The organism is Nocardiopsis sp. LDBS0036, from assembly GCF_041228755.1.
GTDB lineage: Bacteria > Actinomycetota > Actinomycetes > Streptosporangiales > Streptosporangiaceae > Nocardiopsis > Nocardiopsis dassonvillei.
Genome location: NZ_CP141103.1, coordinates 6,107,433 through 6,133,994, shown reverse-complemented (window position 1 = coordinate 6,133,994; position 26,562 = coordinate 6,107,433). Strand labels below are relative to the sequence as shown.

General features: G+C 75.1%; 21 protein-coding genes and 2 riboswitches. Of the genes, 7 read left to right on the top strand and 14 right to left on the bottom strand.

What is annotated here, in order from left to right; translation table 11 throughout:
- Positions 1-38: 38 nt before the first annotated feature.
- The 4 genes from UIS43_RS26075 to rpe form a co-directional block, all read right to left on the bottom strand.
- Positions 39-1,328: a bifunctional 3,4-dihydroxy-2-butanone-4-phosphate synthase/GTP cyclohydrolase II gene (locus UIS43_RS26075; RefSeq protein WP_013151912.1), complete on the bottom strand. Its 1,290-nt coding sequence runs from the start codon at positions 1,326-1,328 to the stop codon at positions 39-41.
- A gap of 92 nt (positions 1,329-1,420) precedes the next feature.
- Positions 1,421-2,053 (bottom strand): riboflavin synthase, encoded by a 633-nt coding sequence (locus UIS43_RS26070; protein ID WP_013151911.1) that lies wholly within the window; start codon positions 2,051-2,053, stop codon positions 1,421-1,423.
- Positions 2,054-2,172: 119 nt separating this feature from the next.
- Positions 2,173-2,303, bottom strand: a riboswitch (FMN riboswitch).
- 154 nt (positions 2,304-2,457) lie between these two features.
- Positions 2,458-3,480: a phosphatase PAP2 family protein gene (locus UIS43_RS26065; RefSeq protein ID WP_081461697.1), complete on the bottom strand. Its 1,023-nt coding sequence runs from the start codon at positions 3,478-3,480 to the stop codon at positions 2,458-2,460.
- A gap of 221 nt (positions 3,481-3,701) precedes the next feature.
- Complete coding sequence (gene rpe / locus UIS43_RS26060) at positions 3,702-4,373, bottom strand: ribulose-phosphate 3-epimerase (protein WP_013151909.1); 672 nt, start codon at positions 4,371-4,373, stop codon at positions 3,702-3,704.
- Positions 4,374-4,662: 289 nt separating this feature from the next.
- Between rpe and UIS43_RS26055 the strand changes: the two genes are divergently transcribed.
- Together UIS43_RS26055 and UIS43_RS26050 are read left to right on the top strand one after the other, a co-directional pair.
- On the top strand, positions 4,663-5,055 hold the full coding sequence (locus UIS43_RS26055) for a hypothetical protein (protein ID WP_370011977.1): 393 nt from the start codon (positions 4,663-4,665) through the stop codon (positions 5,053-5,055).
- Between the two features lie 3 nt (positions 5,056-5,058).
- The gene (locus UIS43_RS26050; RefSeq protein WP_370011976.1) at positions 5,059-6,159 is read left to right on the top strand and encodes a hypothetical protein; all 1,101 of its coding nucleotides are present in this window, start codon (positions 5,059-5,061) and stop codon (positions 6,157-6,159) included.
- Positions 6,160-6,540: 381 nt separating this feature from the next.
- Here the strand turns inward: UIS43_RS26050 and UIS43_RS26045 are convergent, their stop codons facing one another.
- Both UIS43_RS26045 and fmt read right to left on the bottom strand, forming a co-directional pair.
- The gene (locus tag UIS43_RS26045; RefSeq protein WP_358168846.1) at positions 6,541-8,010 is read right to left on the bottom strand and encodes a transcription antitermination factor NusB; all 1,470 of its coding nucleotides are present in this window, start codon (positions 8,008-8,010) and stop codon (positions 6,541-6,543) included.
- 68 nt (positions 8,011-8,078) lie between these two features.
- A complete protein-coding gene (gene fmt, locus UIS43_RS26040; protein WP_013151905.1) occupies positions 8,079-9,014 on the bottom strand; it encodes a methionyl-tRNA formyltransferase in 936 nt (311 codons plus the stop codon).
- A gap of 111 nt (positions 9,015-9,125) precedes the next feature.
- Between fmt and UIS43_RS26035 the strand changes: the two genes are divergently transcribed.
- Positions 9,126-11,738, top strand: coding sequence for a primosomal protein N' (locus UIS43_RS26035; protein ID WP_370011973.1), 2,613 nt, complete (start codon positions 9,126-9,128; stop codon positions 11,736-11,738).
- 205 nt (positions 11,739-11,943) lie between these two features.
- Here the strand turns inward: UIS43_RS26035 and UIS43_RS26030 are convergent, their stop codons facing one another.
- The 6 genes from UIS43_RS26030 to UIS43_RS26005 all read right to left on the bottom strand — a co-directional run bounded on the left by UIS43_RS26030 (position 11,944) and on the right by UIS43_RS26005 (position 18,989).
- Positions 11,944-12,483: a DinB family protein gene (locus UIS43_RS26030; RefSeq protein ID WP_013151903.1), complete on the bottom strand. Its 540-nt coding sequence runs from the start codon at positions 12,481-12,483 to the stop codon at positions 11,944-11,946.
- Positions 12,474-13,181: an SAM-dependent methyltransferase gene (locus tag UIS43_RS26025; RefSeq protein WP_370011971.1), complete on the bottom strand. Its 708-nt coding sequence runs from the start codon at positions 13,179-13,181 to the stop codon at positions 12,474-12,476. Before UIS43_RS26025 ends, UIS43_RS26030 begins: the two co-directional genes overlap by 10 nt.
- Positions 13,182-13,754: 573 nt before the next feature.
- Entirely contained in the window at positions 13,755-16,253 is a 2,499-nt protein-coding gene (locus tag UIS43_RS26020; protein WP_232051639.1) for an FtsX-like permease family protein, read from the bottom strand.
- A 122-nt stretch (positions 16,254-16,375) separates the two neighbouring features.
- Positions 16,376-17,191 (bottom strand): ABC transporter ATP-binding protein, encoded by an 816-nt coding sequence (locus UIS43_RS26015; protein ID WP_013151900.1) that lies wholly within the window; start codon positions 17,189-17,191, stop codon positions 16,376-16,378.
- On the bottom strand, positions 17,188-17,451 hold the full coding sequence (locus UIS43_RS26010) for a hypothetical protein (protein WP_013151899.1): 264 nt from the start codon (positions 17,449-17,451) through the stop codon (positions 17,188-17,190). The genes UIS43_RS26015 and UIS43_RS26010 overlap by 4 nt, the downstream gene beginning before the upstream one ends.
- A 188-nt stretch (positions 17,452-17,639) precedes the next feature.
- Positions 17,640-18,989 (bottom strand): aminotransferase class V-fold PLP-dependent enzyme, encoded by a 1,350-nt coding sequence (locus UIS43_RS26005; protein WP_013151898.1) that lies wholly within the window; start codon positions 18,987-18,989, stop codon positions 17,640-17,642.
- A 61-nt stretch (positions 18,990-19,050) separates the two neighbouring features.
- Positions 19,051-19,165: riboswitch (SAM riboswitch) on the bottom strand.
- Between the two features lie 214 nt (positions 19,166-19,379).
- On the opposite strand from UIS43_RS26005, the gene UIS43_RS26000 reads away from it, so the two are divergent.
- The 4 genes from UIS43_RS26000 (at position 19,380) to UIS43_RS25985 (ending at position 23,042) form a co-directional block, all read left to right on the top strand.
- Positions 19,380-19,775 (top strand): DUF3870 domain-containing protein, encoded by a 396-nt coding sequence (locus UIS43_RS26000; protein WP_013151897.1) that lies wholly within the window; start codon positions 19,380-19,382, stop codon positions 19,773-19,775.
- Positions 19,772-21,067: a CaiB/BaiF CoA transferase family protein gene (locus tag UIS43_RS25995; protein ID WP_370011968.1), complete on the top strand. Its 1,296-nt coding sequence runs from the start codon at positions 19,772-19,774 to the stop codon at positions 21,065-21,067. The genes UIS43_RS26000 and UIS43_RS25995 overlap by 4 nt, the downstream gene beginning before the upstream one ends.
- 177 nt (positions 21,068-21,244) lie before the next feature.
- Positions 21,245-22,435: an acyl-CoA dehydrogenase family protein gene (locus UIS43_RS25990; RefSeq protein ID WP_013151895.1), complete on the top strand. Its 1,191-nt coding sequence runs from the start codon at positions 21,245-21,247 to the stop codon at positions 22,433-22,435.
- A gap of 139 nt (positions 22,436-22,574) precedes the next feature.
- Entirely contained in the window at positions 22,575-23,042 is a 468-nt protein-coding gene (locus UIS43_RS25985; protein WP_013151894.1) for a nitroreductase/quinone reductase family protein, read from the top strand.
- A gap of 144 nt (positions 23,043-23,186) precedes the next feature.
- On the opposite strand, the gene UIS43_RS25980 is transcribed toward UIS43_RS25985, so the two are convergent.
- Positions 23,187-25,364 carry a bifunctional (p)ppGpp synthetase/guanosine-3',5'-bis(diphosphate) 3'-pyrophosphohydrolase gene (locus tag UIS43_RS25980; protein ID WP_019607013.1) on the bottom strand — a complete coding sequence of 726 codons (2,178 nt, stop codon included), beginning with the start codon at positions 25,362-25,364 and terminating at the stop codon, positions 23,187-23,189.
- Between the two features lie 589 nt (positions 25,365-25,953).
- Positions 25,954-26,508 (bottom strand): adenine phosphoribosyltransferase, encoded by a 555-nt coding sequence (locus UIS43_RS25975; RefSeq protein WP_013151892.1) that lies wholly within the window; start codon positions 26,506-26,508, stop codon positions 25,954-25,956.
- Positions 26,509-26,562: the final 54 nt, after the last annotated feature.

Below are 26,562 nucleotides of genomic sequence, written 5' to 3'. Positions count from 1 at the left end.
GCGCGGGGCGGCCGGTCGGCCGCGCCGCAGGGCCGGGGTCAGCGGACGACGCCGGTCAGGTCGTGGCCCATGCGGTCGCGCTTGGTGCGCAGGTAGTCGATGTTGTCCTCGGTGACGAAGGAGGGCATCGCCACCCGCTCCTTGACCCGCACCCCGTGCTGCTCCAGTCCCTCGGCCTTGGCGGGGTTGTTGGTCAGCAGCCGCACCGACGACACCCCCAGGTCGGCCAGGATCTGCGCCCCGGCGCCGAACTCGCGCGCGTCGGCGGGCAGGCCCAGGCGCAGGTTGGCGTCCACGGTGTCCGCCCCCTGGTCCTGGAGGCTGTAGGCGCTCAGCTTGTGCAGCAGACCGATCCCCCGGCCCTCGTGGCCGCCAAGGTAGACGAGCACCCCGCGCCCCTCCTCGGCGATGTCGGCCATGGCGGCGTCCAGCTGGGCGCCGCAGTCGCAGCGGTGGGAGCCGAACGCGTCGCCGGTGAGGCACTCCGAGTGCAGGCGCGCCAGGACGTCGGTGCCGTCGGTCAGGTCCCCGTACACCAGCGCGACGTGCTCGGCGCCGTCGGCGGTACCCCGGTACCCGACCGCGCGCCACTGGCCGTACCTGTTGGGCAGGCGCGTCTGGACCGCGCGGGAGACCAGCGGCGGGTGGGCCTCGGCCTCGGTGAGCGCCTCCCCCAGCGCCTCGCGGTAGGCGGCGAGCTGCTCGACCGAGACCAGCTTGAGGCCGTGCTCGTCGGCGAACGCGCGCAGCTGGGGCAGACGGGCCATGGTGCCGTCGTCGTTGACGACCTCGGCGAGCACGCCCGCGGGACGCAGACCGGCCAGGCGGGCGAAGTCGACGGAGGCCTCGGTGTGGCCGCGCCGGGCCAGCACGCCGCCCGGGCGGGCGCGCAGCGGCAGGACGTGGCCGGGGCGCACGAAGTCGGCGGGGCCGCTGCCCTCCGCGGCCAGCAGGCGGATGGTGCGGGCCCGGTCGGCGGCGGAGATCCCCGTGGTGACGCCCTCGCGCGCGTCCACGGTGACCGTGTAGGCGGTGCGCAGGCTCTCCTCGTTGCGCGCGGTCATCAGCGGCAGGTCGAGGCGGTCCAGGTCCCCGCCCTCCAGGGGGACGCACACCACACCGGAGGTGTAGCGGATCATGAACGCCAGGAGTTCGGGCGTGGCGAGCTCGGCGGCGAAGATGATGTCGCCCTCGTTCTCGCGGTCCTCGTCGTCCACCACCACGATGGCCCGCCCCGCGGCGAACTCGGCGACGGCCTCCTCGATCGGGTCGAGGACGACGGCCTGGTCGATCGGTGTCGTGGCCGGGGTGGGTTCGGTGACGGTCATGGCCGCTCCCTGGGATGGATCGTGGATGTGGGTGCTGGGGCGGGCGGCGGCCCGCCCGCGCGGGTCCGCTCCCTCGTGCCGTGCGCGGGCGCTCACGCCCGCGGGCGGACCGCCGCCACGGCGGTGATGCGCTCGACGTACTTGGCGATGACGTCCACCTCGATGTTCACGGTGGCACCGGTGACCAGTCCGCCCAGAGTGGTCGCCCGCAGGGTCTCGGGGATGAGGCTGACCTCGAAGAACTCATCCTCGGCGCCGGGCTCGCTGACCGCGGAGACGGTGAGGCTGGTGCCGTCGACGGTGATCGAGCCCTTCTCGACCACGTACGGCGACAGGTGGGCGGGCAGCCCGAAACGCAGAACGTCCCAGTTGTCGCCGGGATTCCGGGAGAGCAGGGCGGCGGTGCCGTCGACGTGGCCCTGGACGATGTGCCCGCCCAGGCGGCCGTCGGCGCGGGCGGCGCGTTCGAGGTTGACGGGGGAGCCCGGAGTCAGGCCGCCGAGGCTGGAGCGGTCCAGCGACTCCTTCATGACGTCGGCGGTGAAGGTGCCCTCGCCCCGGTCGACGACGGTCAGGCACACACCGTTGACCGCGATGGAGTCGCCGTGTGCGGCGTCCGAGCTGACCAGGGGACCCCGGACGGTGAGCAGTACGGCCTCGCCCGTGGTGCCCGCGGCCTGGATGGAGACGACCTCGCCGAGTTCCTCGACGATTCCGGTGAACACGCCCTTGCCTTCCCTTCGCCTGGTGGCTCCGGGGTGAGGGGACGCGTGGAGAAGGGTCCACGAACAGGACGGCACCGGGGCCGCGCGTCAGCGGACGCGGGCGGCGAGGGGCCGTCCCGACACGTACTGCCTCCCATCCGGACTTTCACCGTCGGTACCGGAATTCCACCGGTTCAACCGGCCGATGGACTCGGCCGGGTCGCGGACTGTCACCGCCGGTTCGGAATTACACCGACCCCGGAGCACGTGTTGAACTTGCTGGTAGGGATCCTAACCCCTCGTCAACAGGCGCGCCTAGCCGGTGTGACGCGAATCATCGGGCCCCGCCGGCGTCGGCGCGGACGGCGCGCGCCCGGTCGGGCGGCCCCGGCGGGCGTGTCGCCGCGACCGCGCGTCCCGCCCGCTCAGGAGGTCTCGGCGGCGGCCCCGGGCCGGGTGGCCAGGCCGCTGCGGACGAAGGCCTCCGGGGCCAGGAAGGAGGCCCAGAAGGTGATAGCGCCGTAGGCGGCGAAGGACACGGCGGCGTTGGCGAGCCCGCCCAGGTGGCCGAAGAGCACGCTCACGAACACCTGCACCAGCACGATCACCGAGACCCCCAGGACGAAACGGGCGGCCCGGGAGGCCAGGGTGCCCGAGGCGCTGTACCATCCGCGCCGGGCGAGCAGGGTGAAGCCCACCAGCCCGCCCAGCAGTGTCCCGGCCACGGTGTACAGGCCGGTGAGGGTTTCGGCGGCCGGGTCGGCGGGGACCGCGCCGATCCACTCCTGGGGGACCGTCCAGTCACCGCGCACCAGCAGCTGCCACAGGGTGGCCGCCAGGCAGGGCAGCAGGGCGACGGCCAGGGCGTAGCCCACCCAGCGGGCCGTGCCCAGCCCCAGCCACCAGGCGGTGACGCGATCCTCCCAGCGCAGGACCGCCCACAGCAGGGCGGCGCCCAGCACCAGCCCGGCCACGACGTCGCTGATGAAGTGGGCGCCCAGGTAGACCCGCGAGAGCGAGACGAGCGCGATGACCGCGACCGCCGCCCACAGCACGGCGCGGCGGCCGGACCTGATGCCGAGGTAGCCCCAGGTGACGGTGGCGCCCTGGGTGTGCCCGGAGGGGATCCCGAAGCTGTCCGAACTCGTGTGGGCCGTGACGCGGGCGTCGAACCAGGGCGGCCGGGCCCCGTAGAGCAGGGACTTGAACAGCTGGTTGACCACGCCTGAGCAGGCCACCACGACGAACAGGCGCGCCCCCAGGCCGGGGTTGACGCACCAGAAGACCAGGGTGAGGGCGAGGATGACGAGCGTGTGGGAACCCAGGTGGGTGACCAGGCCCAGCGGGTAGGCGAGCCAGTCCCCCAGGCCCTGGAGCCAGAGGATGGGGGCGGTCTCCGCCTCCCACAGCGCGTCCGTGGCCAGGTGCTCGGCGGTCCAAGCGTTCAACGCGTACTCCCAGGGGTCCGCGCCTGGCAACGCGCTCACGCCGCGCCGCTCCCCCGCGCGCGCGAAGGCGGAGGGGAAGACGGAGCCGCGACCAAGCGAGATTCACGACTACGAGTCGCACAGCTTAGGGGGAGACGCCGGATGGGGCCAGCGAAGGGCGGAACCGTGTCGCGATCGTTGCGCAGACGGACGTTCGGTTGCGGGGGGTCGGGGCTTCGGGCTCAGGACCTGGCGGCGGCCCCGGTGGCGAGGGCGCGCAGGGATTCCACGGCCTTGGCCGGGTCCTGGGCCCCGTAGACGGCCGACCCGGCGACGAAGACGTCGGCTCCGGCCTCGGCGGCCCGCTCGATGGTCTCGTCGCTGACGCCTCCGTCGACCTGGAGCCAGACGGAGGCCTCGCGGCTGTCGAGGATCTCGCGGGCGCGGCGGATCTTGGGCAGGACCACGTCGAGGAACTTCTGTCCGCCGAAGCCGGGTTCGACGGTCATGAGCAGGAGCATGTCCATCTCGCCGACGAGGTCGGCGTAGGGCTCGACGGGCTCGGCGGGGTTGAGGGCCAGGCCCGCGCGGGCGCCGAGGCGGCGGATCTCGCGCAGCGTGCGCACGGGGGCCCCGGCGGCCTTGGCGTGGATGGTGACGCTGCCCGCGCCCGCTTCGGCGTAGGCGGGGGCCCAGCGGTCGGGCTCCTCGATCATCAGGTGGCAGTCCAGGGGGGTGTCGGTCGCCTTGAGCAGGGACTCCACGATGGGCAGGCCGAGCGTCAGGTTCGGGACGAAGTGGTTGTCCATCACGTCGACGTGGAGCCAGTCGGCGGACGGGGACACGGCGGCCGCTTCGTCGGCGAGGTGCGCGAAGTCGGCGCTCAGGATGCTGGGTGAGATCTGGATGGCCACGCGTGCAGTGTAGCCACGGCGGAGGGGGGCGGGTGGTCCGGGTGCGGGGCCCGGAGCTGCGGGGACGCGAAGAGGTTTTTCCCCTCCCCCCTCACTGTTCGGGGCGTCTTCACGGAGGATCTTTACGACGTAGATCACAAATCGCCCTTTTCGGACATGCGGAGTGGCCGAGAGGAGTGGGGGGAGGGCGTCCGAACGCGCCTGGCACGGCCCCCGGGGAGGTGGGGCCCGTGCCAGGTGCCGTGGCGGACGCCCGCGCGCAGGAGCGTCCGGGAGGAATGGGAGATCCGTGAGCGAGGACACCGCGGCGGAGTTGGGCGTGGTCTGCGAGCACGCCCGCGACATCAGGGACCGGCTGGAACCGGTGCCCGGCGGCCCAGCGCTGGTCGACGCGGTGCTCGGGGCGGCGCGCGGCGGCGGGGACGCGTCGGCGGAGCTGGCCGAACTCCAGGAGGCCCTGGTCGCCCTCGACGGGCGCGGGCTGGCCGCCCACGCCGACGGAGTGCACCGGGTGGGGTCCGGGGGCGCGGGGGTGGCCGGGATCGGTCTGCCCCGCCCCGCCTTCGCCCTGTACGGGTGCCCCCAGGGCAGGTGCGCGCGCACGTGGGAGCCCACACCGGCCGAGGGCGTGCCGGTCTGCCTGGTCAGCGGCGCCGCCCTGCGCCCGCCGCGGGGGCGGTAGGCGGTGGGCGACCTTTGGGCGGAACTGGGCCGCAGGCTGACCGAGAGGTGGGTCAGCACCCTGGCGCTGCCCGGCGCCCTCTACCTGGCGGTCGCCACCGCCGCCTACGCCCTGGGCTGGTCCGGGGCGTGGGACGCGGGGCACCTGGCCGAGCGTGTCACCGGATGGGCCGCGGATCCTCGGGTGGACACCTTCGGCGGCCAGGCCCTGGTGCTGGCCGCCGTGCTGGCCGGGAGCACCGCCGTGGGCCTGGTCGCCCGGGGGTCGGGCTGGCTGGTCGAGCGCCTGTGGACCGCCGCGGACTGGGAGCGGTGGCCGCCGCCGCTGCGCGGCTGGACCGGGCGGTGGGTGCGCTCGCGCCGCGCGCGGTGGGACCGGCTGCGAGGGGAGGTCGAGCGGGCGCGGAACGGGGAGGCGGAGCAGGCCCGGGGCCGGGAGGAGGCGTTCGCGAAGGCCTACGACCGCATGGCGAGGGTCTCCCCCGAGCGGCCCGAGCGCCCCACCTGGTGCGGTGACCGGATCGCGGCCGTGCGCACGCGGCTGGCCCGCGACCACCGCGCGGACCTGGCCGTGCTGTGGCCGCACCTGTGGCTGGTCCTGCCGGAGGAGGAGCGCGTGGAGGTCACCGCGGCCCGCGAGGACCTGTCCCGCGCCACCGGGCTGACCGCGTGGGGGCTGCTGTACCTGCCGCTGACCGTGTGGTGGTGGCCCGCAGCGCTCGTAGCGGCGGCCGTGGCGGGGATCGCGTGGGTGCGGGCCCGGTCGGCGGCCGGGAACTACGCCACGCTGGTGGAGGCCGTCGTGCGCCTGCACGCGGTGGAGCTGGCCGACCGCGCGGGGGTCGCGCACGAGGGGGCGTTCAGCGGGGAGCTGGGCGAGCGGCTGACCCTGCGCCTGCGCGCGAGCATGCCGCCGGCGCCCGTGCTCGCACCCTTGGTGTCCGCGCCTGTGCCGCCGGTGGCCGCACCTCCGGTGACCATGCGGCCGCCCCCGGAATCCGCACCTCCGCCGGGGTCCGCGCCGCCTCCGGTACCCGAGCCCGCGCCGCCGTCGGCAGCGGACACCACCGTTTCCGGGCCGGAGGACGAAGGACCCCCTACGTAGCGGACACCTCGGTCGGCAGCGGACAGCGCCGAACACGAACGAGGACGACGAGCGCCCCGCCGCCCCGGACGGGTTGTCCACAGGGCTCCGGGGAAGGGCGCGCAGGCCCCTACTCTGGTATCGGGGGCGCCGCGGGCGTCCGTCGGCGCGGTGACACGCCCCCGTGTTCCAGTGTGACCGGCCGTCTCTCTCCCGCCCACCCCGGATCCCCTCCTGTGGACGGGCCCGGGGGACTTCCCAGCCCGGGTCGGTGAGGGGGCCGCCGCGCGAGCGGCCCCCACGGCTTCAGGACCGCTCGAACCCAGCACCGCTCGAACCCAGCACCGCTCGAACCCAGCACCGCTCGGACCCAGCACCGCTCGGACCCAGCACCGCTCGGACCTAGGACCGCTCGGACCTGCGCAGCAGCGCCAGGAACATCGCGTCGGTCCCGTGCACGTGCGGCCAGAACTGGACGTACCTTCCCTCCGGCCCGGCCGCGAGGTCGGGCACCCCGTCCAGGTAGTCGGCGGCGCGCAGCAGCGTGAGGTCGTCGCGCTCGGAGAGCACCCGGCGCACGATCCCGTCGGTCTCGTCCAGGTGCGGCGAGCAGGTGACGTAGGCGACCACACCGCCGGGGCGCACCGCCTCGACCGCGCTCGTCAGCAGGTCGTGCTGGAGCGGCGCCAGCTCGGCGGCCGACCCCTCGGTGCGCCGCCAGCGCGACTCCGGGCGTCGGCGCAGCGCGCCCAGGCCCGTGCACGGCGCGTCCACCAGCACCCGGTCGAAGGCCCCCGGCCGCCAGGCGGGCCTGGTTCCGTCGGCGACCACGACCCGGCCCGCGTCGCGCGGGGAGCGGCGCACCGCACCCGCCACCAGTCCGGCCCGCGCGGGCTGCACCTCGGCGGCCAGCAGGCGGGCGTCGCGCTGCCCGGCCAGGGACGCCAGCAGACCGGCCTTGCCGCCCGGCCCCGCGCACATGTCGAGCCAGCGCGCGTCGTCCCCGTGGGCGTCCACCCTGGTCAGGGCGAGGGCGACCAGCTGGCTGGCCTCGTCCTGCACCGCGGCCCGGTTCTGGTGCACCTCGCGGATCGCCGCCGGGTCGCCCTCGGGCAGGTAGGCGGCGAACGGCGAGTAGCGGGCCTCCTCGGCACCGGCGGCCACCAGGTCGGCGACGGTGGCGCGGCCCGGCTTGGCCACGAGGGTCACGCGGGGCCGCTCGTTGTGCGCGGCGAGCAGGCGCTCGGTCTCGACCAGTCCGTTGGCGGACCGCTCCCCCAGCGCCCGGGCCAGCTCCTTGACCATCCAGCGCGGGTGGCTGTGCACGACCGACAGGTACCCGCTGGGGTCGGTGGCGCGGTCGGGGGCGACCACGGCCGTCCACGCGTCCAGGTCGCGGGCGGACACCTTGCGCAGGACGGCGTTGACGAACCGGCCGCGGTGGTGGCCCACGACCCTGCGGGCCAGGTCCACGGTGGCGCTGACCGCGGCGTGCGGCGGGATCTTGGTGGACAGCAGCTGGTGTGCGCCCAGGCGCAGCAGCGGCAGCGCCTCGGTGTCCACGGAGGCGAGCGTGCGGTCCACGCAGGCCTCCAGGATCGCGTCGTAGGTGCCCTGGAGGCGCAGGGTCCCGTAGGTCAGCTCGGTGGCCAGGGCCGCGTCGCGGCCGCTGATGCCGCGTTCGCTGAGCAGGGCGGGCAGCAGCAGGTTGGCGTAGGCGTCGCGCTGGCCCACCGCGCGCAGCACGTCGTAGGCGACGCGGCGGGCGGGGTCGCGGGGCGGGGACTGTCCGTCCCCGCCCCTGCCGCCGCCCTGCGCGGGCTTCCCGCCGCGGCGGGGACGGCGGTACGGGGATCGGGACTGCTCGCTCAACGTGTGCTGCCTCAACAAACCGGGGATGGGACCGGCGGGCTCAGCCGCCAGGTCGAGACTACGGCAGCTCAGCGCCCCAGGCGGTCCTCGTCGACTGGGCGCACGCCGCGCGCCCAGTCGACGGCGGCCATGGCGCGCTTGCCCTGCGGCTGCACCTCGCCCAGGACGACCGGGTGGGTGGCGGTCCCGACTAGGACCCGCCTCTTGTCGGCGTGCAGCTGGCCGGGGTCGAGCGCGGGTGTGTCGGCGTCGGTGAGGGGGGTGACCGGCCCCACCTTGAGGCGGCCGCCGCGGAAGGTGGTCCAGGCGCCCGGGGCGGGGGTGCAGGCGCGGGCCGTGCGGTCCACGCGCAGGGCGGGGGCGGTGAAGTCGAGTTCGGCGTCCTCGGGGGTGAGCTTGGACGCGTAGGAGATTCCGTCGGCGGGCTGCTCCACCGGGCTGAGCCGGTCGGCGGCGATGCCGTCGATCGTGCGGACGAGGAGTTCGGCGCCGGAGACGGAGAGCCGGTCGAGGAGTTCACCGCTGGTGTCGGTGGGGCGCACGGTCTCGGTGAGGGTGCCGAAGACCGGACCGGCGTCGAGTTCCTTGACGATCCGGAAGGTGGACGCGCCGGTGATGTCGTCGCCGTGCAGGACCGCGTGCTGGACGGGGGCGGCGCCGCGCCAGGCGGGAAGCAGGGAGAAGTGCAGGTTGACCCAGCCGCGGCGGGGGATGTCGAGCGCGGACTGGGGCAGCAGGGCGCCGTAGGCGACCACGGGGCAGCAGTCGGGGGCGATGTGCGCCAGCCGCTCCAGGAACTCGGGGTCGCCCGCCTTGGCGGGTTTGAGGACCTCGATGCCCTCGCTCTCGGCGAGTTCGCCGACCGGGCTGGCGGAGACCTTCCGGCCGCGCCCGGAGCGGGCGTCGGGACGGGTGACCACGGCGGCGACCTCGTGGCCGGAGTCGATCAGTGCGCGCAGGGACGGTACCGCCACCTGCGGTGTTCCGGCAAAGACAAGCTTCAACGTGGGTTCCCCTCCACCGAGGTCTGTCGGTTCCCCAGTTCTACCAGTGGCGCCGGGCCGCGCCGCCCGGTGCGCGGGGCGGTGTCGCACGGTTCTGGTAGACAGAGGAGGATGACAGCGCAGCCCGGTCAGCCCGACGGGGTCCTCTTCGAGCTTCCGGAACAGGAGCCGGAACAGGAGAAGGCCACGGCTCGGGCGGCAAGCAGGTCCCGCCGCCCGGCCCCACGCAGGCCCGCCGAGCGGCTGCCCGTCGCGCGCGTGGTGGTGGACACCCCGCTGCCCCACCTGGACCGGTACTTCGACTACCGGGTGCCCGCCGACATGGACGAGGCGGCGGTGCCCGGTTGCCGGGTGAAGGTGCGGTTCAACAACCGCCAGCTGGGCGGTTTCCTGGCCGAGCGGGTGGAGACCTCGGAGTTCTCGGGGCGGCTGGCCTACCTGGAGGCGGTGGTCTCCCCCGAGCCCGTGCTCACCCCCGAGATCCTGGGGCTGGCCCGTGCGGTCGCCGACCGCTACGCGGGCACGCTGAGCGACGTGCTGCGGCTGGCGGTGCCGCCCCGCCACGCCCGCGTGGAGAAGGAGGCGGCCAAGGCAGCGGAGGCCGCTGAGGCAACGGGGGCCGACGCGTCTCCGGATGCGGCCGGGGTCAGCGCGGCTCCGAAGGCAGCGGAGTCCGGAGCGGCACCCGAGACGGCCGTGACCAGCGCGGATCCGGAAATGTTGGAACCCGGTGCGGGTTCCGGGACAGCCGTGATCGGCGCGCCCCCGGAGACAGCGGGTTCCGGCGCGAATTCCGAGACGGCAGCGACCGCGACGACCCTGGGGACAACGGAGTCCGGAGTGAATCCGGAGATGTCGGGGACCGAAGCGTCTTCGGAGGCCACGGGGGTCAGCGCAAATCCGAAGACACCGGGGGCGGCCCCCTCCTGGGAAATCGCGGCGACCGGAGCGGACCCGAACGGCGCCCCCTCCGTGACCGCCTCGGGCGAGGCGCCCGGGACGGCCCCGGGCGGGACCCCCGAGGCGGTCCCGCCCGGCGCCCGGACGGGCCCTGAAGCCCCGTCGAACACCGCCGACACCCCACGGGCGCCCGCAACCGTGACAGGCCCGCCCCCCGCTACGGCAGCGACACAGGACGCCACCGGGGCCGCCACCGATCCCGGCCCCTGGGCCGACTACCCCGAGGGCCCCTCGTTCCTGCGCGCGCTGCGCGCGGGCCAGCCCGCCCGCGCGGTGTGGAACGCCCTGCCCGGGACCGGGTGGGCGGACGCGGTGGCGGTCGCCGCAGTGCAGACCCTGGCCGCCGGGCGCGGCACCGTGGTCGTGGTGCCCGACGGCCGCGACGTGCGGGCCGTCGACCACGCCCTGGAACAGCGCCTAGGCGAGGGCCGGTACGTGGCGCTCACCGCCGACCTCGGACCGGCCGAACGCTACCGGCGCTGGCTCTCGGTGCTGCGCGGCGCGGTCCGGGTCGTGGTCGGCACGCGCGCGGCGGTGTTCGCGCCGGTGCGCGACCTGGGGCTGGTGGTGCTGTGGGACGACGGCGACGACGTGCACGCCGACCCGCACGCCCCCTATCCCCACGCGCGTACGGTGCTGTCGATGCGCGCGCACCGCGCCGGGGCCGGTGCCCTGATCGGCGGGCACACGCGCACCACCGACGCCCAGCTGCTGGTGGAGTCGGGGTGGGCGCACCCGCTGACCGCCGACCGGGCGACCCTGCGCCGCCGCGCGCCCGTGGTCCGCGCGGCCGGGGACGACCGGGAACTGGCCCGCGACGAGGCGGCGCGGTCGGCGCGGATGCCGAGCGTGGCCCTGCGCGCGGCCCGCGAGGCCGCACGGACCGGTCCGGTGCTCTTCCAGGTCCCGCGCCGGGGCTACCTGAACACGCTGGCCTGCGCCGGGTGCCGCGAGCCCGCGCGCTGCGACTCCTGCCGGGGCCCGCTGGCCGTGCGCGGTTCGCACGCCATGCCCTCGTGCGGCTGGTGCGGCCGGGTCGCCGGGCAGTGGGCGTGCCCGGAGTGCGGGGTCACCCGCATGCGCGCCGTGGTGGTGGGCGCCCGCCGCACCGCCGAGGAGCTGGGCCGCGCGTTCCCCTCGCTGACCGTGCGCACCTCGGGCCGCGAGGAGGTGCTGTCGCGGGTGGCGGACGCGCCGTCGCTGGTGGTGGCCACGCCGGGGGCCGAACCGGTGGCCGACAACGGGTACGCGGCGGCGGTCCTGCTGGACGGCTGGGCGCTGCTGAACCGGATGGACCTGCGCGCCTCGGAGGAGGCGCTGCGGCGCTGGCTGAACGCGGGGGCCCTGGTGCGGCCGGGCGGCACGGTGGTGGTGTCGGCCGACGCCTCGCTGCCGGTGGTGCAGTCGTTCGTGCGCTGGGACCCGGCGGGCTTCGCCGAGCGCGAGCTGGCCGAGCGCCGGGAGCTGGGGTTCCCCCCCGCGGTGGCGATGGCCTCGGTCACCGGCGCTCCCGAGCACGTGCGCGAGCTGCTCGACCAGATCGAACTGCCCGAGGGCGCCGAACTCCTGGGGCCGGTGCCGGTGGGCGCGGACCGGGCGGTCGGCCCGGACGGCGCCCACCCCACGGAGCGCGCGCTGCTGCGGGTGCCCCGGGCCGGGGTGGGCGCGCTGTCCCGGTCGCTCAAGGTGGCGGCCTCGGCGCGCAGCGCGCGCCGCGACGAGCACCTGGCGCAGGTGCGGATGGACCCGCTGCACGTGGTCTAGGCGGTGTCGGGGCCGTCCGGGGGAGCACCGGGGCCCGCCCGTCCGAAAGTGTCACCGGTGTGGCACACGGGGTCTGGTCCGCGGTGGCCTTGGACTCGTAGCGGGTTCGGGCGCCCCGGGGTCAGGCGGTCGTCGCGGCAGGGAACGCGTCGAGGGCCCCGTCCGGGGCGGCCCGGCCGGGGTCCGACGGGAGCGGCCGTCGGGCTCAGCGGCCGTACTCCGCGCGGTACAGGTCGCGCAGCGCGGCCACCTCCGCCGCGTGGTGGATGACCTCCCGGTTGACGTGGAGCACGAGGGCGACCATCGGGAAGTCCTCCCACTGGGGCGCCTCGGCGCCGCCCACCGGCGCGGCCAGGCCGCTCTCGTCCAACTCCTGGACGTGCGCGGTCCAGGCCGTGTAGGCGTGGCGCAGCCGCTGCCGGGCCTCGGCTGCGGTCGCGGGCCAGTCGGCGTTCTCCCGCGTGGCGGTGCGGTCGCCGAAGTGCCAGTTGACGCGGGTCTCCAGGACCTCGACGACGATGTGCCCGAGCCGCCAGGCGATGGTGGTCACCGGCGGCGGTTCGGGTTCGGGGACGGCCGTGTCGGGCCGGTGGCGTCCGTCCGGCCCCTCGCGCACGGTCCAGGCCCCGGGCACCGGGGCCCAGTGGAACTCCTCGTCGGTGAGCCCCTCCAGGCGGGGCCACAGGGAGAAGTCCCAGTAGAACCGCAGCTGCGCCAGGACCTCTCCGGTCCAGTTCACCGCCACCCGCGAACGCCCCCTCGGCGTCTTGGCGCGCGGCCCAGCCCCGCCAGGACGCCGGTGCCCGCGTCGGACACGTCCTCGTCCGGATAGGGCCACCACCGCAGGTCGGCCACGCCCGGCTCGATGGGCTGGAAGGGGTCGAAGGCGCGCTCCACCGCGGCGCGGGGCGCCGGGGAGGTGAGGGCGAGGTAGCCGCCCCCGCGCATGAGGGCGTGCAGGGCGTCGATCCGGGCGGGCGGGTCGTCCGCGGTGAAGGGGCGGGTCATCAGGACGGCGACGGGCTCGTCGAAGTCGACGAGCCCGGAGGTGCCGAGGCGGCGCAGGAGCGTGTCCGTGCCGGATCCGTCGCCGGAGAGCACGCGGGCGCCGGGGGTGGAGAGCATGCCCGCCGCGCCGTGCGGGGCGACGTGGACGACGGAGGCGTCGGGGGCGGTGGCGTGCACGCGCTCGGCGGTTCCGGGCACCGGGCACCCCCAGTCGACGAACTGGCGCACGCCCGCGTCGGCGGACAGGTAGTCGACCACGCGCCCCAGGAAGGCCTGGTGCAGGCGGGTGTGCTCGGCGTGCCGGGGGTCGGAACGCCCGCCCGCGCGGGAGCCGAGGTCGACCACACCGGACCGCTGGCCGGGGACGGGCACGGACCCGCGCCCTCGGAACACGGCCGTGAGCCGACCCGTCTTGGGCCCTCGGACGTTGGTCACGTTCACGCTCCCCCAGCCGGTTCGCTCGCGGGAGGCAGACGCTCGGCGGGGCGGGCCGGTCGGGCCCGGACAGCGTCGCGCCATGCCGTCAGGGCCCGATGGTACCTCCTGTGAAAGTGATCCTCAGCACACACTTGGGTGTTATGCGCCCTATTTCGCCCTTTGGGAACTCCTGGGGCGCAAGTGTTTCTGGTAAACGAACTCGGCCCCGCGAACGGGGAGGGGGCGTCACGCCCCGCTCCCCCGCGGTTCCAGCAGGTCACCGCCGTGTGTTCCCGGGAAAGCCCCACGGCACGGCCGGAACGTCCGGGAAAGCGCTTTTTCTGCCGCGCTTCCCGGGAAACGGCCTCGGGAGGCGAGGGGGTTCCACGCCCCCGGGCTCCGGCCCCGGGGCGTCGCCCCCGACGGGGGCGACCGCCCTTCCGTCACGAGGACCTCTCCCGGGCGGAGGCCGCCCCCACCGGGAGGCCGTTCCCGGCCGGAGACGGCCCCCATCCGAAGGCCGCTCCCGGCCGGAGGCGGTCCCCGCCAGAACGCCGCTCCGCGCGGAGGGCCGCTCCCGGGGGAAGCCCGTCAGGCCCCGGCCCCGGCGCGCCACCGGTCCGCGGTCAGCCTCCTCGCGGGCAGCTCCGCGCACAGCCAAGACACCACCGCGACCACCAGCACGGTCGCGGGCAGCAGCCAGAACGGGCCGCCGGGCCACGGACGCCCCAGGAGCCCCATCCCCGCGAAGGCGAGCGGGACCGCCGAGGCCAGGACACCGGCGACGACCGCGCCGACCGCGATCAGGGCGGCCTCCCTGCGCAGCAGCGACCGGACCTGCGCGGGGGTCATGCCCACGGCGTGCAGCGAGTCCGTCTCCGCGCGGCGGCGCAGGGTCTGGGCGGACAGGCGGTTGGCCACCGAGAGCAGCACGTACCCCGCCAGGCAGAGCAGCACCACGAGGTTGAGCACCGTGTTCGCCGCGAGCCCGCTCCCGGCCGCGTCCGGCGCGGTGTCGGCGACCTCCACCCCCGGATGCGCCGAGGCCAGGCCGTCGAGGACCCCGCGCACCTCGGACTCCCGCCCGGGTTCGGCGAGCACCCGCAACTCGGCGGGCAGGTCCCCGGTCAGGTGTCCCCGGGCCAGGTCCCGCGAGACCAGGACCGGGCCGAAACCGAGTTCGCGCTCGTACAGCGCGACCACCTCGGCGCTGGCCTCGGTCCCGTCCCCCATGCGGAACGCCACCCTCTGCCCCGGCTCCGCTCCGAGGGAGCGCGCGGTCTGCGCGCCCAGCGCGACGGTGTCGCCGGTCAGCGCGCCCAGGTCGCCCTCGGTGACACCCACGTCGACGACCTCCGGGGCTCCCGGCCCCAGGACCAGCGCGGGCGTCTCCTGGTGCAGCACCCCCTCATCGAACGGCAGCTCGGTGGTCCACACGAGGGCGGTCGGCGTGGCGGTGACGGCCGCGGCGACGGACGGGTCCTCCCGAACGGTCTCGGCCAGCCCCAGCGGAAGCCCGCCGAGCGCGGGCGCCGTCAGCGTGCTCGCGGCCAGCTCGCCGTCCTGTCGCTGCTCCGTCTGCGCGGCCAGCAGCGTGGTGTTGACGTACCCCTGGCTGAGCGCGAAGGCCACCAGCATCGCCAGCGCGCTGACCGCGCCCGCCACCCGGTGGGAGTGGCCGTGCAGATTGCGCACCGCCAGCCAGGTCAGGGCGGACGAACGCGCGGGCAGGCGGCGGCCGAGCGCCCCGCTCACCGCCCGCAGCAGGGCGGGGCCGACCAGGGCCAGCCCGATCACCGCGAGCAGGCTGGCCGAGGCCGGGCCGACCGCAGCCGTCTCGTCGCCCAGCACCAGCGCCGGGACCGACGCCCCCACCGAGGCCAGGAGCAGCGCCGCCCCCGTCCAGGTCCGCGCCCGGCCGGGAACCCGCGGTTCGGCGACGGACTCGGCGAGCGCGTCGGTGGGCGGCGCGGCCGCGGTCCGGCCGACCGCGGCCAGCGAGGCCAGCCACACGGCGAGCACCATCAACACCGCCGTGGCCAGGGCGGGCAGCGGTCCGAACACCGGCGGCAGGCCCGGGGGCACGAGGCCCAGGGAGGCGAACCAGTCCAGCGCGACCCCGGCCAGCGGATAGCCGCCGGCCACGCCGAAGGGCAGGGCCGCCAGGGTGACGAGGAGGTTGGGGGCGGCGACCAGGCGGCGGATCTGCCGGGGTGTGGCGCCCACGGCCCGCAGCAGCGCCAGGTCGCGGCGCTGGGCGGCCACGGAGACCGACAGCGCCCCGGCGACGGTCAGGCCGATGGTCATCACCAGGACACCGCTGAGCGAACCGGCCACCGCGACCAGGACACCGCGTGCGGCTCCGGCGGCCGGGGACTCGGCGTCGCCGATCCGGTCCCCGGTCCGCACGAGCGCGTCCTCGCCCGCCAGGGCCTCCCGCACCGCCCCGGTGAACCGCTCCTGCGACACGCCGGGCGCGGCGCGCAGGGCCACCAGGTCCACGGTGCCCTCGCGCGGGCCCTCGGTGCGTCCGGCCAGGTCGGCGGCGGTTTCGTCGTCGAACAGGACCACGGTGGCGCCGGTGTCCAGCACCCCGGAGAGCCGGTGGTCGCCGGTGCGCCCCGCCGCGGTGACCCGCACCCGGTCGCCGACCCCGGCGTCGGCGGCGGCCGCCGTGGCGGCGTCCAGGACCACATCCCCCGGCCCCCGCGGCGCCTCCCCCTCCAAGGGGGCGTCCTCCAGCAGCGCGGCGGAGGACCACCCGTGGCCGGTGGTGCGGGGGTCGGCTCCCGTGGCGGGCCCGTCCCCGGTGTGCACGGCGGCCGGGAACCCCACGTCGCCGACGGCGGTGCCGACCTCGGGCAGGGCGGCCAGCCGGGCGGTGAGCTCCTCGGGCAGTCCGGCCCGCTCGGGCAGGGGCAGGTCCAGGTCCTCGGCCTGCTCGACCGTCTGGGGGGCGGCGACCACGGCGTCCGCGCCCCGGAGGCGTTCGGCGGGGACCGACGAGCGCAGCCCGGTGTCGGCCAGCACGCCGCCGACGGTGACGAACGCCGATCCGCCCAGGACCGCGACGGCGACAGCGGCCAGCACCCCGGCACGGCCGCGCGCCAGCTTCAGCGCTAGGGGGCCGCGTCCGCCCACGGGGCCCTGACCGCAGGCGGGGCCGGAACCAGAGGCCGGACCGGAAGCCGGATTCGGTGCGGGGGTCGCCGTCATCGGTCCGCCTCCGCCCCGGCCGTCTCCAGCGAGGCCAGGCGTCCGGCCAGGTCGGCCGCGGAGGGGGCGTGCAGGACGTCGGCGAGGCGGCCGTCGGCCATGACCGCGGTGGCGTGCGCCCGGGCGGCGGCCTTGGGGTCGTGGGTCACCATGACGACGGTCTGGCCGAGTTCGTCCACGACCTCCCGCAGCAGCCCCAGGACGCTGTCGGCGGTCGCGCCGTCGAGCGCTCCGGTGGGTTCGTCGGCGAAGACGATGTCGGGGCGGGAGGCCAGGGCCCGCACGATCGCGATCCGCTGCTGCTGGCCGCCGGAGAGCTCCGTGGGCCGGTGGCGCAGCCGCTGCCCCACCCCCACCCGGCCGACGAGCGCGCGCAGCCAGCCCTGGTCGGGGGTCCGTCCGGCCAGGCGCAGCGGCAGGGTGATGTTCTCCTCCGCGGTGAGCGTGGGCACCAGGTTGTAGGACTGGAACACGAAGCCGACCCGCTCGCGGCGGAACTCGGTGCGGCGGGGCTCGCGCAGGGAGCTGATGTCGGTGCCGCCCACCACCACCGAGCCCGAGGTGGGGCGGTCCATGCCGGACGCGCAGTTGAGCAGGGTGCTCTTGCCCGACCCGGACGGCCCCATGACGGCGAGGAACGAGCCGCGGGGAACCCGCAGCGACACCCCGGCCAGGGCCGAGACGGCGCCCTCCCCGTCGGCGTAGACGCGGTGGACGTCGGTGAGCCGGACGGCCTCGCCGTCGGCGTCCGGACCGGCGGAACCCGGTGCGGTGGAGGCCGGGGCGGAGGCCGCCCCGTTCGCGCCGCTCACCGGTCGCCCCTGCGGACCAGGACGATCAGCGCGACGAGCGAGACCAGCGCCGCGAGTCCGAAGGCCGACCCGATCAACTCGTGGCCGAGCAGGGACAGCGTGCCGTTGGCCGTGGCGGTCCCGGCGAGGACGACGCCGAGCAGGACCAGCAGGGCTCTGCGGGCGGGTGTGCGCCGGGGGTCGCGCGCGGGCACCCGCGGAACGGAGGGGGACGGGGCTCCGTCGGTCGGAGCGTCGATGCGGTAGGGGTCGTCGGACACGGCTGCTCCCGGGGTTCGGTGGGTGGCTGGACACGGCCGGTGTACCGCCCGCCGTGTCGTCTCCGACGCTACGAAGACGCGGCCCGCCGAAACATCCCGCCCACCAGTCGACCCCTGTTACAGCCAGCTGTAGTGGCGCCCGGCCCAACCCTTCCGAGCAGCCGCCGCACCCGGGCCCGGAACCTCCGTCAGAGCACCCGCGCGGGGTCGGGCACCGGGGCGAGGCGGCCGTCGCAGTCGGCGTACTCCCAGCGCGGTCCGCGGGCCACGAGTTCGGCGACCGCGCCGACGAGGCGGTCCACGTGCTCCCGCGTGGTGCCCACTCCCAGGCTCGCCCGCACCGCCTGGCCGTGCCCCCGGGGCAGCAGGTGCCTGGTGAGGGGGTGGGCGCAGAACAGGCCGTCGCGCACCCCGATCCCGTACTCGGCGGACAGGGCCGCGGCCAGCAGGTCGGCGGGCAGGCCGTCCACGGTGAACGACACGATGCCCACCCGCGGGTGGTCACCGCCCCACAGGGTCAGCTCGGTGACGCCGTCGACCGCCGTCAGCCCCGCGCGCAGCCGCTCCAGCAGCGCCGACTCGCGCACGTGCAGGAGTTCCTGGGTGGCGGGGGCGAGGGTGTCGCAGGCGGCGGCCAGCGCCACGGCTCCCAGCACGTTGGGGCTGCCCGCCTCGTGCCGCGCGGGCAGGTCGTTCCACACCACGTCGTGTTCGCCGACCAGCCGCGTGGCTCCGCCGCCGGACAGGTAGGGCGCGGCCTCGCGCAGCCAGTCGGCGCGGCCGGCCAGCACCCCGGAGCCGAAGGGGGCGTAGAGCTTGTGGGCGGACAGGGCGACGTAGTCGGCGCCGGTCTCCTCCAGGCTGAAGGGCAGGTGCGGCACGTACTGGGCGGCGTCCACGACCACGCGCGCGCCCTCGGCGTGGGCGGCCCGCACCAGTTCCTCCACCGGCCAGATCTCGCCGGTGACGTTGGAGGCGGCGGTCACGCACAGCAGGCGCGGGCCCTCGGGGGCCCCGCGCAGCGCGGCGCGCGCGGCCTCCACCGCGTCCTCGGGGGACGCGGGCAGCGGCAGGCGCACCACCCGTCCGGCGCGGGCGGCGGGGTGCTCCCAGGGCAGCAGGCTGGCGTGGTGCTCGGACTCGAACACGACCACCGTGCAGCCCTCGGGCACCGAGCGGGCCAGCAGGTTGAGGGCGTCGGTGGTGCCGCGCACGAACACCACGGCGTCGGCGGGCTGTGCGCGCACGCCCACGAAGCGGGCGACGCTGCGGCGGGCGCGCTCGTAGGCGTCGGTGCTGACCTGGGAGTGGTGGCCCGCGCCGCGGTGCACGCTGGCGTAGTAGGGCAGCGCCGCGGACAGGGCCTCGGCCACCGGGGTCAGACACGGGGCACTGGCCGCGTAGTCGAAGTTGGCGTACTCGACCCGTTCGCCGGTGACCAGGGGGACGCCCTCGTCGGAGGTGACGACGGTGCACCCGGCGGCGTCGGCCGGGGACTCGGCGGAACGGGCGGTGTGGACGGAAACGGCAGTGGTCATGGAAGCACCTCTCCTGTGGGTCGTGGGACCCGCGGAGATGTCACTCCGGTAACGCCTCAGGGGTCCGCGCTTGTCCGACACGGTCGTGTCGGGACCTGGTCCTCACCCGGGGCACCCCACCGCGGTAGGAGGGTTGCCGACCAGCTAGCCGGGGCTTGACGCTGGTACTCGTGACCTGCGAGGCACACTAACACAGCCTTCCGGCTCGCGGCAGGGGGACCGGATGTGGCCCGGACCACCGATCCGCTTGACAGCGGCGCGCGCGGTGGGGACATACTTGTGCCTGCCTGCCCTCACGCCGCGGGTGTCCGGTTTCCCCCGGCCGCCCTCCAGGCGCGAGACTCCAGAGCGTCGGAGTTTTCGCGTGCCCGTGAGCGAGAGGTGTGCACCTTGTACGGCGACGACCGTATCCAGCAGGTTCTGCGCAATCCCAGGGTCGTCCTGGTGTCCGGCTACGCCCGCCTGCCCGACTCGGTGGCGAGCCACTCCCAGTACCAGCGGCTCGGCGTCGTGCTGGCCGTGGACACCGCCGACGGGCGCGTCGTCGCAGCGGACACCACCCTGCTCACCGAGCTGGCCAGGGACTTCTTCCGCGCCCTGGTCGAGGGGGAGTCGGTGACCGAGGACGTCGCCGAACTGGTGCGGCGGGTGCAGACCCGGTACGCGGGCCAGTCCGGCGCCGCGCTGACCACCGCCCTCCGCCGCTGTCTGGAGACCTACGTCCAGCTCCGGGAGGGCGACCAGTTGCCCGCGGACCCCGGGGTCGGGCAGGAGGCGCGGCCGTGACCGGCGACCTGCGCGCGGACGGGACCCCCGCCGGGCCCCGGACCGGAACCGGGAGCGCGACCGGGGCCGCGCCGCTGCCGCTGGCGGGCGTGCGCGTCGCCGACCTGTCCCGCGTGCTGGCCGGCCCCTACGCCACCATGCTGCTCGCCGACATGGGCGCCGAGGTGGTCAAGGTGGAGCAGCCCGGACGCGGCGACGACACCCGTTCCTGGGGCCCGCCCTGGACCGGGGAGGCAGGACCGGAGGGGCACGGCGAGGCCGCCTACTTCCTGTCGGTGAACCGCAACAAGCGCAGTCTGGCCGTGGACCTGAAGGACCCCGAGGGCCTGGCCGCGGTCCGGGAGCTGTGCGCGGCCTCCGACGTGGTCGTCCAGAACTTCCGGCCCGGGGTGATCGACCGGCTCGGGCTCGGCTACGAGGCCGTCAGCGCCCGCAACCCGGCCGTCGTGTACTGCTCGGTGAGCGGGTTCGGACCCGAGCACGAGCCCGCGACGCGCCCCGGCTTCGACATCGTGGTGCAGGCCGAGAGCGGGCTCATGGCCGCCACGGGGCCCGCGGAGGGACCGGCGAGCAAGGTGGGCGTGGCCCTGACCGACGTGCTCACCGGGCTCAACGCAGCCGTGGGCGTCCTGGGCGCGCTCATGCGGGCCCGCGTCACCGGGCGCGGCGAGAACATCAGCGTGTCGCTGATCAACTCCACCCTCTCCGGCCTGGTCAACCTCACCCAGCAGGCGCTGGTGACGGGGGCCGAACCCGCCCGGGTCGGCAACGCGCACACCACGATCGTGCCCTACCAGACCTTCGCGACGGCGGACGCCGAGATCGTCGTCGCCGCCGGGAACGACGCCCTGTACCAGCGGCTGTGCGCGGCCCTGGACCGCCCCGACCTGGGCGCCGACCCGCGCTACGCCACCAACCCCGGCCGGGTGGCGCACCGGGAGGAGCTGGTCGGCGAGCTGACGGCGACCCTGCGCTCGCGGCCCGCCGACCACTGGATGGAGCTGCTGGTGGGAGCCGGGGTACCGGTGGGACGGGTGCGCGGAGTGCTCGACGCGCTGCGCACCGCCGACGCCAGCGGCGACGACGTCCTGCGCACCGTCAAGCACCCCACCGCCGGGCTGATCGAACAGGTCCGCGCGGGGTTCCGGCTGGAGGGCACCCCGCCGCCGCTCGGCGCGCCGCCGCTGCTGGGGCAGCACTCCCGGCAGATCCTGGCCGAACTCGGCGTGGACGGGGCCGACGTGGACGCGATGGTCGCGCGCGGCGCCGTCCAGCAGCCCGACCTGTCCTGAGGTCCCAGCGGACCGCACCGGGTCCGCACGGCCGCGCCCCGGGGCCGTTCGGGGCTCCGCACCCGGTCCGCGGACCACCGCCCGTCCCTCCTCCGGGTCCCGCACCCGGATCCGAGGACGCCGTCCACCTCCCGCACGGCCGCACCGGCCGTCAGCACCACGAAGGGACACCCCACCATGAGCGACTCCCGCAAGCCCGCCGCCCCGGACCCGCACGACTTCCTGGCCGTGGACGCCGACCTGTCCGACACCGAGCGCGACGTCCGCGACGCCGTGCGCGGCTTCGCCTCGCGCGAGCTGGCGCCGAACGTGGCCGAGTGGTTCGAGGCGGGCACCCTGCCCGACCCGCGCGGGCTGGCCAGGGCCTTCGGCTCCCTCGGGGTGCTGGGCATGCACCTGGAGGGGTACGGCTGCGGCGGCTCCAGCGCGGTCGCCTACGGTCTGGCCTGCCGCGAACTGGAGGCCGTGGACTCGGGCCTGCGCAGCTTCGTGTCGGTGCAGGGCTCGCTGGCGATGGCGGCCGTCCACAAGTTCGGCTCCGAGGAGCAGAAGCAGGAGTGGCTGCCGCGCATGGCCGCCGGTGAGGCGATCGGCTGCTTCGGGCTGACCGAGCCCGACTCCGGTTCCGACCCGGGCTCTATGCGCACCCGCGCCCGCAGGGACGGGTCGGACTGGGTGCTCGACGGCACCAAGATGTGGATCACCAACGGATCGGTCGCCGACGTGGCCGTGGTGTGGGCCGCCACCGACGAGGGCGTGCGCGGGTTCGTGGTGCCCGCCGACACGCCCGGGTTCTCGGCCAACGTCATCCACCGCAAGCTGTCGCTGCGCGCGTCCATCACCTCCGAACTGGTGCTGGAGGGCGTGCGCCTGCCCGCCGACGCGGTGCTGCCGGGATCGCGCGGCCTGGGCTCGCCGCTGTCGTGCCTGAACGAGGCCCGCTACGGCATCGTGTGGGGCGCGGCCGGTGCCGCGCGCGCCTGCTACGAGGCGGCCCTGGAGTACGCGCTGAGCCGCGAGCAGTTCGGCCGGCCGATCGCCGGGTTCCAGCTGACCCAGCGCAAGCTCGCCGACATGGTGGTGGACGTCAACCAGGCGGCCATGACCGCGCTGCGGATCGGGCGTCTGAAGGACGAGGGCCGGTGCCACCACAACCACGTGAGCTTCGGCAAGCTCTCGTGCGTGGCCGCCGCCCAGCGGGTGGCCGCGGCGGCGCGCTCGGTGCACGGCGCCAACGGCATCACCCTGGAGTACCCGGTGATGCGGCACATGCTGAACCTGGAGACGGTCGCCACCTACGAGGGCACCGAGGAGATCCACGCGCTCAGCATCGGCCAGTCGGTGACGGGGATCTCGGCCTTCCGCTGAATCCCGCCCCCGGGCCCGCTCTTCGGTCCGGGTCAGGGCCGGTCGGCGGTGGTCCGCCGCGGGTCGCGCGCCTCCCCCGGTGCCGCCGGGCGCGCGCAGCCGCCAGAATGGGGAGCAGCCGAGCGAGGGAGTTGCCGAGATGGGGAACGAGCCGACGAAGCGGTTCGAGATGACGGGGCTGCGGCGGACCGCCAACGCCGTCGTCAGCGGCTTCGTCAAGTACGGGGTGTGCCTGCCCGAGTTGCACCTGCTCACCACGCGTGGGCGCAAGTCGGGCTTCCTGCGCACCATCCCGCTCAGTGTGCTGGACAGCGACCGCGGACGGTTCCTGGTCTCCCCCTACGGGGAGGTGGACTGGGTCCGCAACCTGCGTCAGGACGGCTTCGCGACGCTGCGCCAGGGCGGCTGGATCGAGCTGATCAGCGTGCGCGAACTGGGGGCCGAGGAGGCCGCCCCGCTGCTCAAGGAGTACCTGGACCACCCGCGCGCCGCCATGGTGGGCCTGTACTTCGAGACGCCGCCGGACGCCCCCGAGGAGGCGTTCGCGGCCGAGGCCGAACGCCACCCGGTGTTCGAGATCGTGCGCTCGACCACGATCCGCATCTGACCGGCGCGCACGGGCTCCGGGCTCCCCGCGCGGGCGTCCGGGGCCCGGCCGTGTCCGGCCCGGCCGCGCGGCCCCGGACACGGGACCGGGACGGGACCGCGGCGTCCTGCGTGCCCGCGGCCTCTCCCCCTCCGTCCGGCCGGGTCAGTTGCGGACGCGGAAGACGTCGTAGACGCCGTCCACGCCCCGCACCGCGCGCAGCACGCTGCCCAGGTGGGCGGGGTCGGCCATCTCGAAGGTGAAGCGGCTCTGCGCCACGCGGTCGCGGCTGGTCTGGACGGTCGCGGACAGGATGTTGACGTGCTGGTCGCTCAGCACCCGCGTGATGTCCGACAGCAGCCGGGACCGGTCCAGGGCCTCCACGTGCAGCGCCACCAGGAACATCGAGTCCTCGGTGGGCGACCACTCCACCTTGACCATGCGGTCGGTGTCCAGCGTCGCGGTGTTCACGCAGTCCCGGCGGTGCACCGACACCCCGTTGCCCCGGGTCACGAAGCCGACGATCTCGTCGCCCGGCACGGGGGTACAGCACTTGGACAGGCGCGCCCACACGTCGGCGTCGCCCTCCACGACCACGCCCGGGTTGCCGTGCTGGCGCTGGCGGGTGGCCGCCTTGGTGGGCAGCGCCGACTCGGCGATGTCCTCGGTGTGGCTCTCCAGGCCGCCCATGGAGTCGACGAGCTTGCCGACCACGTGCTGGGCGCTGACCTGGCGCTCCCCCACGGCCGCGTACAGCGAGTCCACGTCCGGGTAGCGCAGGTCGCTGGCCAGGCCGATGATCGCCTCACCGCTGAACAGGCGCTTGACCGGAAGCTCCTGCTTGCGCATGACCTTGGCGATCTCGTCCTTGCCCTGCTCGATGGCGGCCTCGCGGCGCTCCTTGGTGAACCAGTGCCGGATCTTGTTGCGGGCCCGGGCGCTCTTGACGAAGTTCAGCCAGTCCCGGCTGGGCCCGGCGTCGGGCGTCTTGGAGGTGAGGATCTCCACCGTCTCGCCGTTGTGCAGCTCGTTCTCCAGCGGCACCAAGCGGCCGTTGATGCGGGCGCCCACGGTGCGGTGGCCGACCTCGGTGTGCACGGCGTAGGCGAAGTCCACGGCGGTGGCGCCCTGGGGCAGCGAGATGACGTCGCCACCCGGGGTGAAGACGAACACCTCCTGCACCGACAGGTCGAAGCGCAGCGACTCCAGGAACTCGCCCGGGTCCTTGGTCTCCTGCTGCCAGTCGATGAGCTGGCGCAGCCACTGCATGTCGGAGCTGCCCCGGGGCTTGCTCTCGCCCCCGCTGCCCCGGTCCTCCTTGTACTTCCAGTGCGCGGCGATGCCGTACTCGGCGCGCCGGTGCATCGCGCGCGTACGGATCTGGAGCTCGACCGGGTTGCCCGAGGGCCCTATGACCGTCGTGTGCAGCGACTGGTACATGTTGAACTTGGGCATCGCGATGTAGTCCTTGAACCGGCCGGGCACCGGGTTCCACCGCGCGTGGATGGTCCCCAGGGCCGCGTAGCAGTCGCGGACGCTGTCCACCAGGACCCGCACGGCGATGAGGTCGTAGATCTCGTCGAAGCCGCAGTTGCGGGCGATCATCTTCTGGTAGATCGAGTAGTAGTGCTTGGGCCGCCCGCGCACGGTGGCCTTGAGCTTGGACTCGCGCAGGTCGGCCGAGACCGCCTCGATGACCTCCTGGAGGTAGACGTCGCGGCGCGGGGCGCGCTCGGACACCAGGCGGGCGATCTCGTCGAAGCGCTTGGGGTAGAGGGTGGCGAAGGCCAGGTCCTCCAGCTCCCACTTGATGGTGTTCATGCCCAGCCGGTGGGCGAGGGGGGCGAAGATCTCCAGGGTCTCGCGGGCCTTCTTCTCCCGTTTGGCGCGGGAGGGCAGGTAGCGCAGGGTGCGCATGTTGTGCAGCCGGTCGCACAGCTTGATGACCAGCACGCGGATGTCGCGGGCCATGGCCACGACCATCTTGCGCACGGTCTCGGCCTGGGTGGCCTCGCCGTACTTGACCTTGTCGAGCTTGGTGACCCCGTCGACCAGCTCGGCGATCTCGTCGCCGAAGTCCGAGCGCAGCTCGCCCAGGGAGTAGTCGGTGTCCTCGACGGTGTCGTGCAGGAGGGCGGCGGCCAGGGTGGCCTCCTGCATACCCAGCTCGGCGAGGATCGTGGCGACGGCGAGGGGGTGGGTGATGTAGGGGTCGCCGCTCTTGCGCTTCTGGTCGCGGTGGTGGTGGGCCGCGACCTCGTAGGCGCGCTCGACCAGCCGCACGTCCACCTTGGGATGGGTGGCCCGCACTGTCTTGATCAGTGGTTCGAGCACCGGGTTCATCGTCACTCCCCGCTGGGCGCCGAGTCGGGCGAGCCTTCTGCGTACTCGCACCGTGGAGGGCGTGGTGGAGGGGGACGGCTGCCGCGTGGCCCCCGCTCCGGAGACGTCGGAGGGCGCCGCTCCGTTCGCGGCGCCCTCCGGCCGGTCTCCCTGTGGACTTGTGGTGGCGCCCCGCGCGCCGGTGCCGTCCGCCTGCCCCTGGGGCGCGTTCGGCCGCGGTTCCCGGGAGGCGCCCCGCCGCGTCTCGTCCGTCGGTACCGCCCCGGTCGAAACCACTTCGCTTGGCATGCCTACCTCCCGCGGATCCGTCCGGTCGCGCGGGCGCCGTCAGCGCCGCCCGGCTCCACCGGTGCACGTGCGTGTCATCAGGGCCAGTCGTGACGTGGCCGCCGCGGTACCTCTCCCACCAGTCTAGTGGGGCCGTTCCCGTCGGGAACGGCCTCGGCCTCCCCCGCTCCCGCCGCGCCCGTCGGCGGGTGTGACACTGGCCACCGGGGGTTCACCCCCGGTGGTGGAGTACGTCAACGATGACGGGCCGTCGCGCATTCCCCGTGGGGAGGGGCGTCGGCCGCGGCGCGGGTCGGCCGGATCAGACCGTGAGGAGGGTGTGCAGCTCCACGTCGGGCACCCTGTCCCGTCCCCGGAGCGCGGAGAGCTCCATCAGGACGGAGAATCCCACGACCGTACCACCCGCCTTGCGGACCAGGTCCACCGCGGCCCTGCCGGTGCCGCCGGTGGCGAGGACGTCGTCCACGATCAGCACACGGCTGCCCGGGGAGACCGCGTCGGCGTGGATCTCGACGGTCGCGGTGCCGTACTCCAGATCATAGGCCTGCCCGATGGTCCGTGAGGGCAGTTTCCCGGCTTTGCGCGCGGGGACGAAGCCCGACCCCAGCGCCATGGCGACCGGGGCGCCGAAGATGAACCCGCGCGCCTCCAGTCCGACCACGTGGTCCACCCCCGCGGCGCGGAAGGGCGCGGCGAGGCCCTCCACGGCGGCGGCGAAGCCCTCCCGGTGGTTGAGCAGCGGCGTGATGTCCTTGAACAGGACGCCGGGCTTCGGGAAGTCGGGGACGTCGCGGATGTGCGCCCGGATGAGCTCCGGGCTGGGGACGGGCGCCGCGGTGGCGGTGTCGTCGGGCATGTGGGATGGGCCTTCTGCTGGGTTCTCGTGTTGTCGGGGCCGACGTGGGCGGGG

What these genes read in the sequence shown, in the direction of transcription:
- UIS43_RS25985 (WP_013151894.1), top strand. Translation starts at nt 22,575, where the DNA reads ATGGGGAACGAGCCGACGAAGCGGTTCGAGATGACGGGGCTGCGGCGG.
- UIS43_RS26005 (WP_013151898.1), bottom strand. Translation starts at nt 18,989, where the DNA reads ATGACCACTGCCGTTTCCGTCCACACCGCCCGTTCCGCCGAGTCCCCG.
- UIS43_RS25975 (WP_013151892.1), bottom strand. Translation starts at nt 26,508, where the DNA reads ATGCCCGACGACACCGCCACCGCGGCGCCCGTCCCCAGCCCGGAGCTC.
- UIS43_RS25990 (WP_013151895.1), top strand. Translation starts at nt 21,245, where the DNA reads ATGAGCGACTCCCGCAAGCCCGCCGCCCCGGACCCGCACGACTTCCTG.
- UIS43_RS25980 (WP_019607013.1), bottom strand. Translation starts at nt 25,364, where the DNA reads ATGAACCCGGTGCTCGAACCACTGATCAAGACAGTGCGGGCCACCCAT.
- UIS43_RS26075 (WP_013151912.1), bottom strand. Translation starts at nt 1,328, where the DNA reads ATGACCGTCACCGAACCCACCCCGGCCACGACACCGATCGACCAGGCC.
- UIS43_RS26035 (WP_370011973.1), top strand. Translation starts at nt 9,126, where the DNA reads ATGACAGCGCAGCCCGGTCAGCCCGACGGGGTCCTCTTCGAGCTTCCG.